The sequence below is a fragment of the Halomonas sp. KHS3 genome (genome assembly GCF_000830495.1).
GTDB classification, from domain to species: domain Bacteria; phylum Pseudomonadota; class Gammaproteobacteria; order Pseudomonadales; family Halomonadaceae; genus Vreelandella; species Vreelandella titanicae.
Map to the genome: position 1 here is coordinate 15,527 of NZ_JWHY01000006.1, position 11,963 is coordinate 27,489.

The window sequence follows — 11,963 nt, forward strand, 5'->3', positions numbered from 1 at the left end:
TTATTATTTAACGTCCAGTAAATAACCATAAAACGCCGTATTACGCTGCCAGCCCAATGATTCATAAAGGTGTTGGGCGCGTTCGTTCTCTACCTGCGTCATTAATATCAATCGTGCGACGCCGTGATCATGGGCAAGCTGGGTGGCGGCTTCCATTAACGCTCTGCCCGTGCCCTTATCGCGACACTCTGGCAGCACAAAGAGATCATTGAGCGTCCAGCGGGCATTTAAGCCCACCGTGGAAACCCCAGGGTAGAGCTGCACAAAACCCGTGAGCACGCCTTCGCTATTCTCGCTAACCAGAATGAATGAATCCCCTAACCCCATGCGCTGATCTAAAAAATCACGCGCCGCCTGAATATCACTCGGTTGCTTATAAAACTGACGATAGCCATCAAGTAATGCGCTAAGAGGCTCTAAGTCATTGAGTACCGCCGAACGAACATTAACCATAACGACTGCTCCCTTTGAGTGGTGATTCAACACAGCTTGCCGTCATAGTGGTCTATGATAAAGAGCCACTTATCGCTAAATTGAGGGAACCAGTGAAAAGACGTGACGCTGCCAGCGACTGGATTGCGGAGGCGCTAGCGCTAAGGCTAACTGCGAATGAAGCAGCCACACTTGTTCAGCAGCTTTACTGCTCGCTTAAGGAGTGGATTCAACACGGTGAGCTGACGGCTGGCGATACGCTTCCCTCTTCCCGCTACTTGGCTCGCGCTTTGGGTATTAGCCGTAATACGGTGCTGGCCACCATGGATCGGCTACTGGCGGAAGGGTTACTGATTGCCCGCCAGGGAGCGGGGCTCTATGTGGCGAACCTCCCCGCGCTGTTAACCCGAGCAGAGCTTCCACCACCTTTGCCTGTTCGCTACTCAAGCCGGGGTAACAAGCTATTAACACTCAGCGGAACGTTGAGCCACGACCATCGCGCCTTTGCCCCAGGCGTCCCGGCGCTCGACCTGTTTCCCCGCGAGCAGTGGCAGCGCCTTTTACGGCGTCACTATTATCACGCGGAAATGGCATGGATGGATTATCAAACCAGCGGTGGTCTACCTGTACTCAAAGCGGCTCTTTGTGACTATCTAAGACTCTCCCGCGCGGTGCGCTGCCAACCAGAACAGATTGTGATTACCCAAGGCGCCCAGCAGGCGTTTGAACTGATTACCCAACTACTCACCGATCATGGGGATTCGGTTTGGATGGAGGAGCCGGGTTACGGTGGCGCCCAAGCCTGTTTTCTGGCGTCAGGATTAACGGTAACACCCATCCCCGTCGATAAAGAAGGGTTAAACCCGTCACTTGCCCTGAGAAGGCGCCAGCACCTCGGCTAATTTACGTGACACCCTCCCACCAATATCCCAGCGGCGTTACCATGCCAGTCCCCAGGCGACTGGCGTTACTTGAGTATGCTTCTCGCGCTGGTAGTTGGATCATTGAAGACGATTACGACAGCGAATTTCGTTACGGCACGCCGCCGACTCCCTCTCTACAGGGTCTTGCCGAACAGGCATCGGTTATTTATGTCGGTACCTTTAGCAAAGTGCTCTATCCCGGCTTACGCTTAGGCTATTTGGTGCTGCCTGATACACTTGCCCACAACTTCAGACGTGCCCATGCCCGACTGCACCGTGAAGGTAACTATCCCGTGCAATCGGCGCTTGCTGAATTTATTACCAGCGGGCATTTTACTCGCCACATCGCCCGGATGCGGGCGGCCTATCGTCAGCGACAAGCGTGTTTACGCACGGCATTAACGCCTGCAGTGGCCGCTGGGCTTCGGCTTTCTGACGGCCATGCGGGTATGCATCTATTAGCTGAACTCGATACTATCGAGGAAGAAGAGATGCTCGTTAAGCGTGCCAGTGAAGCAGGCATTACGCTTTCTCCACTTTCCCGCTATTACCTTTCCGAGAATAAGCGCCCTGGGTTAGTGCTTGGCTATGCGGGCTCGACTGAAAGCGAACTAATGAACGCAGGTGAGTGGTTAAGTGAGGCATGGCGGCGCTTACACCATTAGTGAATGCATAGCGTGTGAAGTCCAGTATCAATCACGTCATCACAGGATAGGCTTCCGACATATTCTCTGGAAGCATTCTTGTAGTAGTGTATCTTTCTTTACAGGCTTATTTATAAATTCAATTTAAAGGGGACCCACGTTCCCAATGGGGTTAATGTGGTTCAATTACTCTCTTCGCACACAGAATCCCGCACCTCGATATGGAAGGCATGGAGCGTGCACATATTTACCGCCAGCGGCGTGCTACTCGGCACCATGGCGCTGCTCGCTCTGGTCGACAATAATCCAGTCGCCTGCCTGCTCTGGTTAGGTGCCGCGATGATGATCGATGGAATCGATGGCACCCTGGCCCGCAAGTATGAAGTGAAGGCCATACTGCCCCATTTCGATGGTTCAACACTCGATATGGTGATTGATTACCTGACCTGGGCCTTTATCCCTGCCCTTTTCATCTACTACTTTATTGAGTTGCCGCCCAATTTTGCACTGCTCTCAGTATTCATTATTCTGCTTTCATCGATGTTCTGTTTCTGCAATGTTGATATGAAAAGCCAGGATAATTACTTCGTTGGCTTTCCTGCCGCCTGGAATATCGCCGCAGCCTATTTCTATATTCTCGATTTCCCGCCTTTTATCACCTTTGCCGCTATCACCTTTCTGGCCATCCTCACCGTGACTAATATGAAATTCCTCCACCCCTTTCGGGTGCGCCAGTTCATGCCGCTCAATATCACCGTCACACTCGTATGGTGCGCATGTATAACATCGTTAGTACTCTCCAGCCCCGAGCACGCCGCCTGGGCATTATGGGGGTGGGGGATTACATCGATTTATTTCATCGGCATATGCCTGTGGCGTACTGCCCAAGAGTGGTTCAATTGATAGGTGAGCAGTTGATGGACAACGATTTTATCGCCCCCGATGGGCATCCCCGCTGCAAGTGGTGTGGCGGCGCGGCAGAGTTTCTGCCCTATCACGATAATGAGTGGGGCTTCCCGGTAGACGATGATCAGCGGCTATTCGAGAAGCTCTGCTTAGAGAGCTTTCAATCGGGCTTAAGCTGGCGCACGATTCTTAATAAACGCGACAACTTTCGCGCCGCTTTTCACCGCTTCGACTTCCATCAAGTCGCCAGCTTTAATGAAGATGATGTGCAGCGTTTACTCCAAGATGCAGGCATTATTCGCCACCGCGGAAAAATCGAAGCGACCATCAACAACGCCCAACGTGCAAAGGAAATGGTTGAGCAAGAAGGCTCTTTGGCCGCTTTTTTCTGGCGCTATGAGCCGACCGAATTAGCGACACCACAGACTCAGACCACCTCGCCCGAATCCGTAGCAATGGCGAAAGAACTGAAAAAGCGCGGTTGGAAATTCTTCGGCCCCACCACCGCTTTTGCCTTTATGCAGGCAATGGGGCTGCTCAACGACCACTCGCTCAACTGCATTACACGCGAACGCGTAGAGCAGTCGCGGCAGCAGTTTCAGCGACCCGGCTAAAGCTATCTATTAGGAGCACCTCATGAAGCCGAAAATCAGTCTGATCACCCTTGGTGTACATGACCTGCAACGCGCCATCCGTTTTTATCGTGAAGGTCTGGGCCTGCCGGAGCATGAAACGGACAGCGAGGAAGTCGCCTTTTTCAAAATGGAGGGGGCCTGGCTATCACTTTTCCCACACGAAGCGCTGTCCAGAGACATCGGCATTGCTGATGATGCACCGAGCGGTTTCAGCGGTATAACGTTGGCTCATAATGTCACCAGCCAAGCGGCCGTTGACCAAGTGCTTGAACAAGCGGTTGCCGCCGGTGCAGAGCTGATCAAGCCTGGGGAAGAGGTGTTCTGGGGTGGTTATTCCGGTTACTTTCGCGACCCAGAAGGTCATTACTGGGAAGTCGCCTACAATCCGTTTATGGATCTGACATAAAGCAACTTTCATTGCCCAAGAGTGGACAAGTCCAGAAGCACTTTCTGGCCACTCGGGCAAAGCGCCCTCTCGACAGCTTGACGCCAGTCCTGACCTGGAAACACTTGATAATCAGGCATCGCTGACTGGTCTAAAAGCCCCCAGATAGCCAAGAATTTTTGCTGCCAAGCCTCCGCGGACATCCTGGACAAAGGGTCGCGCAAGTGAAACTTCCTATAGTGAGCCCAGGGTTTAGAATCCACTTGAATCGCCTGTCCCGTCAATAACCCGTAGGCGATAAATGTCGTCTCCGGTGCCATGAGTTGCAAGATCTTTGCCGCAACTGGCCCCCCTAAAGCGTCGAACACCACGTCAGACTTACGGGCCACACGCGAGATCAGGGACATATCCTGAATCGATACCGGTTTGATACCGAGCTTTTCCAGGCGGGCGACTCTACTCTCGGAGCGGTATATGCCGATAACCTCCCTGGCGCCGTGCTGATATGCCCACGCCCCAAGATAGTCAGCGCAATTGGAACCCGCTCCACTGAGAAGAACACGTTTTCCCTCGACAGGCCAAGTCTCAAGCATGGTCAGGGCAGCCAAGGGATTAATGTAGGCCCGTGCGGCAACGGCGTCAGAAATGGTATCGGGGACAGGTACTGCGAGTGCAGCATCACAATCTAGAATCGTCTGCCAAGTGCCCTCGCCTCGTAATGGGAGCACTCGCTTTCCGATCAGAGAGGCATACTGTCTAGGTGCCTCAATAACGCGCCCCACTCCTTCGTAGCCGGCGACCGCGGGAAGCGTTATACGGTGCGAGTAAGCACCGCTGATGGGTATCAGATCAGACGGGTTCACTGGAGCACATAACATTCTCACCCTGAGCTTGCCCTCAACCAAACGTGGAACTTCCGCGGTTTCCACGTTCAATGTTTCAAGCGGCCTTCCGAACGCGCGATAGGTTAGAGCATGACGACGCATGGGTACCTCGAACATAGCGGATGAATTTCCATGGCCTAATATGGATAAAGATAAATGCTCAAGGTTGCGGTTTAGACGTGAACTTAGATAACGCTTGTCGCATGCGTCTGAGCTTCCTCCACCATCTCGGTGGCTAGCTCACCCACGGTACGCACGGCGTTTTCGATGCTGGGTGTTAACGTGAACGCATAGTTCAGGCGTAGGCATTGACGAAACTTGCCCGAAGCTGAAAACAGCGATCCCGGCGCTACATGGATAGCATGCTGTGCTAAGCGCTGATTGAGCTTCACACAGTCCACCGCGGCGGGTAGCTCTACCCATAGCAAAAAACTGCCTTGGGGGTAGCTAATACCCGCGCCCTTGGGGAAGTAGCGCTGAATCCAACTGATCATGATATCGCGCTGACGCTGATATTGGCGGGTGGCGTAACGGACGTGGCGCTCGTAGTGCCCTTTGGCGACGAATTCCGCCACTGCCAGCTGCGGCAGCGTGGCTGAAGCACCGGTGGAGACATACTTCATATGCAGTGCCTGATCACGGTAGCGCCCTGGCGCCAGCCAGCCCACCCGTAACCCAGGCCCCACGGTTTTAGAAAAGCCACTGCACAGCATTACGCGCCCGTCGTCATCGAAGGATTTCACGGTGCGCGGTCTTGGCAGACTAAATGACAAGTCGCCGTAGATATCGTCTTCGATAATGGCTACATCGAAGCGTTGAGCAAGCTGAAACAGCGCCCGCTTGCGTGCTTCAGGCATGGTGTAACCCAGCGGGTTGTTGTAAGTGGGCGTGACCTGTATCGCGCGGATTGGCCACTGCTCTAACGCTAGCTCCAGGGCTTCCAGACTGATGCCGGTTTGTGGGTCGGTGGGTATCTCCAGCGCTTTTAAGCCGTTGGCCTTGAGTATCTGCATGGTGCCGTAAAAGCTGGGTGAGTCCACGGCCACCACATCGCCGGGCTGGGTAAGGGTGCGCAGCGCGATGGCCAGCGCCTCCTGACAGCCGGTGGTCACCATGATGTCATCCGGGTGCAGCAGGCAGCCGGAGGCGATGGCCAGCCGTGCCACCTGTTGGCGAAGCTCAGGGCTACCGTTCAACTTGTCGTAGTTGAACCCATGCAGGTCGTTACTACGATGAAGTCCAGCGAGTATCTTCGACAGCGGTCGCAGCGTCTCATAATCAAAATTCGGTATGCCGCGCCCCAAAAGCAGCCGAACGTCATCACGCTGAGTGGCGACAAGCTCCAGCACCTGATCCCATTGGGAAATATCCAGCGGGCGCTGTGCGGGTCGTGAGACCGACGGCAGCACCGATGGCACGCGGCTAGGCAGCACGAAATAGCCCGATTTTGGTCGAGACTCGATCAATGCAACGTCCATTAGTTGGCGGTAGGCCTCCTGAGCCGTCGAAATGCTAACGTCCAGCTCCTGGCACACCGCGCGAATAGACGGCAACCGATCGCCTACACGGTAAATACCGTGCTCGATACGCTCCCGCAAAATGCCAGCGACCTCTTCATAGCGTGTCATGACACTCATCCCCCTATACAGCCTGATAACGATACAGATGCCCTGACCAGCGACCATACAGAGGTATAACACGCCTTTCTGTACCCTGAAAACAGTAGATTCTATATCTGTATTAAAACAGTAGCACTGAGTAATCTGATTGGGCATTTAGAACTCAAGAAGAGCCGTCATTCCCAGCTTCAGTTTTATGCGGTTCTGTACACCAACTCAGGAGCTCCCCTCAAGTGCAATGCATTGCACTTGGAGCTAAGACCGCGTGTGATGATTTAACTTTATAGTTAGGAACTACAATGATAAAGAAGCTTGAGGATATAGAGGGTCTAAAGGCTCTTACTAGCAAACTATACCGGAAGTTCGCATTTGGCTATGCGTTTTCATCGACAGCATCATGGATGCAAAGGGTCTGTTTCGGATGGTTGGCTTGGGAGCTAACCCAGTCAACATTCTGGCTGGGTATGGTTGCATTTGCCGAATTTTTACCGGTTCTCCTCGTGTCGCCCCTTGTTGGCGATGCCATCGACCGCTTTGATAAACGTCGTATTATTATGGCCAGCGAATTATTACCGGCCCTGGCTCTTACTCTCTTGATTGGACTACTAAACCTCGAAATACTGACGATGCCATTACTCTTTGTTGTCGCCTTCGTCGTTGGAGCATCGATGGCAATCAGCCATCCTGCTCAGCTTGCCTGGTACCCAATGCTCTTGCGAGACCGCACTCACATTAGCTCAGCTGCTAATATCTATATCCTTAGCCTAAACATCGCGCGGTTTGCTGGAGCCGGGTTAGCAGGGCTGACGATATCTCTGTATGGTATCTCGGCTGCAGTTGCGTTCACTGTGGCTGGGTACTTGATCTTCTTTTTCATGCTGAAATCTATCCCACATACCGACTTAGCCACTCACCAGCAGTCACGAGGCAGCGCGTTGAAGGGAGCTGTCGATGGCTTGCAATATGTAATGACTCATCCCCTTCTTGGCCCAATGCTGATGCTAATTGCCATTACTTCTGCTGGTGCACGAGGGATTCCCGATCTGGCTCCAGCTCTAACAGAGCTTCAATATGATATGCACTCAGAGTGGTTCAGTATACTTATTGCGGCAACTGGTCTCGGCTCGGTTCTGGCCGGCATATGGAACCTTTTGAGCCGAGATCATAGTATCGAGACTGCTGTTAGGTTGACCGTCACGTTTTCCATGCTTATTGCTCTTTGTGCAATGCTACTATCTGTAATTGATAACTTCTGGTTATCGATAGGCCTTTTCATAACCTTGGGGTATGCAATCACAATCACTGCGGTGAAATCCCAACAAGTGATTCAGAGTACTACAGATGATTCTATGCGAGGACGTGTCAATGCGTTTTACTTCTTGACCTTTCGAGGCGGCACGGCCTTTGGTGCATTGTGGATGGGGGTAGCAGCTTCTTCTGTAGGCCTCTTAATCACTCTTCTGCTAGGTGGTGTGGCTTGCTTTGCAGCCTCAGTTCGCTACCGGAAATTGTGGGCGAAGTTCGTGGAATTGCAGACTCCCCCGCCCTTCCCCTAGCCTAATAAAGATACAGATGCGCTACCCAACCACCATACAGAGCTATAACACACTCAATCTGTATCTTTAAAACAACATATCCTATATCTGTATCAAAACAGTGACGCTGAGTAATCTGGTGAGGCACATCGCATTCAAGGAGAATCGCCATGCCACGCTTCAGCCTCACCCAGCTTCGTTATCAGCTAAGATCTCAACTGCGCCAGTATCGTCACTACCGTCGTAGTCGCCGCCAGTTACTGGCGCTTGATGACAGGCTACTTGATGATATCGGCATTGACCGTACGCAGGCGCTCAAAGAGGGACATAAAGCGTTTTGGAAGCATACACCACTAGATGGGGGCCCTTATGAAAACCGCTGAGTATTACCTACTCGACGTCTTTACCGACCAGCCGTTTACCGGCAACCCATTGGCCGTCTTTCTAGAGGCTGATGGGTTGGCAGCCAGTACCATGCAGGCGCTGGCAAATGAGCTTAACCTAGCCGAAACGGTGTTTTTAAGTTCTGCCACTGAACCGAATCACTACCCGATGCGGATCTTTACGCCTACTCGTGAACTACCTTTTGCAGGCCACCCCACGGTCGGCACTGCGCATCTGCTCAGGGAACTGGATTTAGTGAACCGCGAGCAAGGTGTTGTGCTCCACCCTTCCATCGGAAAGCTAGTGGTTAAGTATGAACAAGATAGGGCAACGTTTAAGACCGCCCAACCCGCCATGATCACAGACAGCACTATTGACCGCACCACTGCCGTTGAGCTGCTGGGATTGGACATCCATCAGGTGAAGGGTGATCCGGTGATTGCCTCCTTCGGGCTCCCCTTTCATTTGATCGAACTCACTGACGTGGCAGCGTTAGAGAGCGTGCGTATTTCTACGACGGCTTGGGCAAGTGCTGTTATGTCTAGCAGTGCCGTCCAGATTTACCTGTATGTGATTGAACAACAAGGCGGGGCAGAAACGGTAGTTCACAGCCGCATGTTTTGTATGCATTCCAGCATTTGCGAAGACCCCGCTACCGGCAGCGCTGCAGCGGCCTTAACCGGCTATTTGGCATCACTGCAACCAGGCACCTTGCACTGCAAAATTCATCAGGGTGTCGAAATGGGGCGGCCCAGCGTTATCCATACCGCTGCCAATGGCGAGGTCAAGCCCGGCCTTGTGACGGTGGGCGGTAACGCAAAAGTGGTGGGCAAAGGCGAGTTTTACCTGGAACGATAGCCAACCGCCTCACAAAAAAGAGTGCCCGCTATTTAGCGGACACTCGGCTTTTCGCTCAGTTTGTACTCGGAGACCAGGCCTCAAGCCGCCTGCACTTCTATACGGCGCGTGCGGTGGCTGTCTTTCTTGGGCAGCGTTAGCGTCAATACGCCGTTGACGAGAGCGGCGGTAATGGCATCACTGTCCACTTCGTGACTGAGGTTAAAACGCCGCGCAAAACGCTGGCCGCGAACCTCGGCGTGCAGCGCGCTCAGCCCTTCGGGCATATTTAGCGCTATCTCACCTTCCAGGCTCAGTACGTTGTTGTCGAGCTCTATTTTCAGCGTTTCATTAGTAACGCCAGGCATATCTGCCACCAGTTTGAGCGCATTGGACTCTTCAATGATATCCACCGCTGGCAGCAGGGTTTCTTGAGAAGGTTGCTCCTCGCCACGCTGTAAAAGCGGGGAGTGGTTGGATGAACGAACAACGTTATTCATGATTTATCCCTCCTTATGCAAGGTTAACAAACATGATTTACGCCGCCTGAACATCAATACGCCGCGGCTTGAGTTCTTCGCGTTTAGGCAACACGATCTCGAACACACCATGGGCATGGCGTGCCTCTGCCCGCTCGGCATCTAAGCCATCGGGGAGTGCTATCGCCCTTACAAACTCACCGCTGGCGCGCTCTCGGCGAAATACCGGGCGCGAGCTGCCATCCTCATTACCACTCGTCACAGAGTCTCGCTTGCCACGTAGCGTCAGCACATTGTCTTGAATATCAATGGTCAGATCAGAGTGTGCCAACCCCGCAGCAAACACATACACACGCACGGCATCATCGCTACGCGCCACATTGATCATCGGGAAACTACCCCGCGGCACCGCACGAATATCCATCGCATTGCCATCGGGGAAGAAGCCGTCCAACAGTTGACTAAACCAGTCAAACTGCCGAGGCGAGCCGGTTTCAAAACGCTTGAGATCATCGAACATATCGAACACCTCCTACGTTAAGCAGACTGTGAGAATTGTCATAAGAGGCAGCCTCTTACGCAACCCACAGAAGCAGCCTCTACGATGTAAAAAATAGGAGCGGTCAGTCGATTTTCAAGGGTCTGTATGGCAATTTTTGAGGCTTTTTTTACGGCCGTCAGCGCTCCGATCAATGGAGGCAGACACCACTACTTACCGATGATGACCGTCCCCGATCCGGTGATGACTTCATTACCGTGGGCACCCACACTGCTCAGGACAGCGGCTGGCTTACTGTTGACGAATACGGTGGACGAGACTTCGTGAGTAATAGGACTGCCGCAAGCAGATTTATCGTCTAACCTTGCGGCAGACAAGCTATCGTAAAAAACATCAGGCGAGCCACTGACTAGTGGGTTTGTACCGTGCCCTGGGATAGGGCACGCGGTAAGGTCAGTAATACGTGCTGCTGGCTTTCCACTCATGATATAGCTCCTTTAAGCGTATGCCGTTTTAAACATTTCAATAGGACGATTATTTAATATTAATTAATATTCATCAAGTTTGTTAGTGCTCACTTAAGGGCCTACGCTTAGCCAACTGCCAGCCATCAGGCAACCGTAATATCGGTAGAGAGATAGACATCCTGAATCGCATGCAGCAGCTCAACGCCTTCCTGCATGGGTTTCTGGAAGGCCTTACGCCCTGAGATCAAGCCCATACCACCGGCACGCTTATTGATCACCGCCGTGCGCACCGCTTCGCCGAGATCAGAATGCCCCTTGGAGCCCCCGCCGGAATTAATCAAACCCGCGCGGCCCATAAAGCAGTTGGCAACCTGGTAGCGGGCCAAATCAATGGGGTGGTCAGTGGTTAGCTCGCTGTAGACATTGTCGTGAGTATGGCCAAAGCCTACTGCACGGTAACCGCCGTTGTTCTCAGGCAGTTTCTGCTTAACGATATCCGCCTTGAGGGTTGCGGCCATATGGTTAGCTTGGCTGGTGAGGTCGGCTGCGACATGATAATCAGTGCCGTCCTGCTTGAAGGCTGGATTGCGTAAATAAGCCCACAAGACCGTTACCATTCCCAATTGGTGAGCGCGCTCGAAGGCCTCGCTAATCTCCATGATTTGCCGACGGCTCTCATGGGAGCCAAAGTAAATCGTCGCCCCCACCGCCACGCACCCCATGTCGTGGGCCTGGTCTACATCAGCAAATAGCGTCTGGTCGTATATCGCCGGATGGCTCAACGTTTCGTTATGGTTAAGCTTGAGCATCATCGGGATTTTGTGGGCATAACGCCGCGCCACCGATGACAACACGCCCAGCGTCGATGCCACGCCGTTACAACCACCTTCGAGTGCCAGCTCAACGATATTGGCCGGGTCGAAATAGCGCGGGTTAGGAGCAAAGGAAGCGCCTGCCGAATGTTCAATGCCCTGATCTACCGGCAGCAGGCTAAGGTAACCGGTGCCCGCCAAACGGCCGTGATTAAAGAACGCCTGCATATTGCGCAGCACCGCTGGGCTGCGGTCGCTATCCGCCATAACACGGTCAATAAAGTCTGGGCCCGGCAGGTGCAAGCTCTCACGGGGTACGCCCTGGCACGTGTGATTAAGCAAACTCTCGGCGTCACTGCCAAGCAAAGCGGCTATATCAGTCATGATGAGCTCCTTTATATTTGTATGTAACAAAAAGTAAGTGTATGCCAAAAACTGCTTAAATAAAGCGTATCGATTTAATAAAGCCTAGCGCTTCAATAGAGCATAGGGAAAGCACCACCGCAATCAGGTGGCGCTAGG

Annotated in this window: 13 protein-coding genes and 1 pseudogene; 7 read left to right on the plus strand and 7 right to left on the minus strand. The window is 52.9% G+C overall.

What is annotated here, in order from left to right:
- Positions 1-3: 3 nt before the first annotated feature.
- The gene (locus RO22_RS14975; protein WP_041158680.1) at positions 4-453 is read right to left on the minus strand and encodes a GNAT family N-acetyltransferase; all 450 of its coding nucleotides are present in this window, start codon (positions 451-453) and stop codon (positions 4-6) included.
- Positions 454-545: 92 nt separating this feature from the next.
- On the opposite strand from RO22_RS14975, the pseudogene RO22_RS14980 reads away from it, so the two are divergent.
- The 4 genes and pseudogenes from RO22_RS14980 (at position 546) to RO22_RS14995 (ending at position 3,946) form a co-directional block, all read left to right on the plus strand.
- A pseudogene (locus tag RO22_RS14980) lies at positions 546-2,020 on the plus strand (PLP-dependent aminotransferase family protein).
- A 198-nt stretch (positions 2,021-2,218) separates the two neighbouring features.
- Entirely contained in the window at positions 2,219-2,902 is a 684-nt protein-coding gene (gene pcsA, locus RO22_RS14985; RefSeq protein WP_342211988.1) for a phosphatidylcholine synthase, read from the plus strand.
- A gap of 14 nt (positions 2,903-2,916) precedes the next feature.
- Entirely contained in the window at positions 2,917-3,519 is a 603-nt protein-coding gene (locus RO22_RS14990; protein WP_022521751.1) for a DNA-3-methyladenine glycosylase I, read from the plus strand.
- Positions 3,520-3,541: 22 nt separating this feature from the next.
- A complete protein-coding gene (locus RO22_RS14995; RefSeq protein WP_041158681.1) occupies positions 3,542-3,946 on the plus strand; it encodes a VOC family protein in 405 nt (134 codons plus the stop codon).
- A gap of 8 nt (positions 3,947-3,954) precedes the next feature.
- Here the strand turns inward: RO22_RS14995 and RO22_RS15000 are convergent, their stop codons facing one another.
- Together RO22_RS15000 and RO22_RS15005 are read right to left on the minus strand one after the other, a co-directional pair.
- On the minus strand, positions 3,955-4,926 hold the full coding sequence (locus RO22_RS15000) for a zinc-dependent alcohol dehydrogenase family protein (RefSeq protein WP_052475647.1): 972 nt from the start codon (positions 4,924-4,926) through the stop codon (positions 3,955-3,957).
- A gap of 68 nt (positions 4,927-4,994) precedes the next feature.
- Positions 4,995-6,437, minus strand: a complete 1,443-nt coding sequence (locus tag RO22_RS15005) for a PLP-dependent aminotransferase family protein (RefSeq protein ID WP_022521748.1) — start codon at positions 6,435-6,437, stop codon at positions 4,995-4,997.
- 290 nt (positions 6,438-6,727) lie between these two features.
- Between RO22_RS15005 and RO22_RS15010 the strand changes: the two genes are divergently transcribed.
- The 3 genes from RO22_RS15010 (at position 6,728) to RO22_RS15020 (ending at position 9,205) form a co-directional block, all read left to right on the plus strand.
- Entirely contained in the window at positions 6,728-7,984 is a 1,257-nt protein-coding gene (locus RO22_RS15010; protein ID WP_041158682.1) for an MFS transporter, read from the plus strand.
- Between the two features lie 149 nt (positions 7,985-8,133).
- Positions 8,134-8,346 carry a DUF1127 domain-containing protein gene (locus RO22_RS15015; RefSeq protein WP_041158683.1) on the plus strand — a complete coding sequence of 71 codons (213 nt, stop codon included), beginning with the start codon at positions 8,134-8,136 and terminating at the stop codon, positions 8,344-8,346.
- The gene (locus tag RO22_RS15020; RefSeq protein WP_041158684.1) at positions 8,333-9,205 is read left to right on the plus strand and encodes a PhzF family phenazine biosynthesis protein; all 873 of its coding nucleotides are present in this window, start codon (positions 8,333-8,335) and stop codon (positions 9,203-9,205) included. The genes RO22_RS15015 and RO22_RS15020 overlap by 14 nt, the downstream gene beginning before the upstream one ends.
- Before the next feature lie 80 nt (positions 9,206-9,285).
- On the opposite strand, the gene RO22_RS15025 is transcribed toward RO22_RS15020, so the two are convergent.
- From RO22_RS15025 to RO22_RS15040, 4 genes are all read right to left on the minus strand, one after another.
- Positions 9,286-9,684 carry an Hsp20/alpha crystallin family protein gene (locus RO22_RS15025; protein WP_041158685.1) on the minus strand — a complete coding sequence of 133 codons (399 nt, stop codon included), beginning with the start codon at positions 9,682-9,684 and terminating at the stop codon, positions 9,286-9,288.
- Positions 9,685-9,721: 37 nt separating this feature from the next.
- A complete protein-coding gene (locus tag RO22_RS15030; RefSeq protein ID WP_022521744.1) occupies positions 9,722-10,183 on the minus strand; it encodes an Hsp20/alpha crystallin family protein in 462 nt (153 codons plus the stop codon).
- A 188-nt stretch (positions 10,184-10,371) separates the two neighbouring features.
- Complete coding sequence (locus RO22_RS15035; protein WP_084625369.1) at positions 10,372-10,647, minus strand: PAAR domain-containing protein; 276 nt, start codon at positions 10,645-10,647, stop codon at positions 10,372-10,374.
- A 125-nt stretch (positions 10,648-10,772) separates the two neighbouring features.
- The gene (locus RO22_RS15040; protein WP_041158686.1) at positions 10,773-11,825 is read right to left on the minus strand and encodes a class I fructose-bisphosphate aldolase; all 1,053 of its coding nucleotides are present in this window, start codon (positions 11,823-11,825) and stop codon (positions 10,773-10,775) included.
- Positions 11,826-11,963 lie beyond the last annotated feature (138 nt).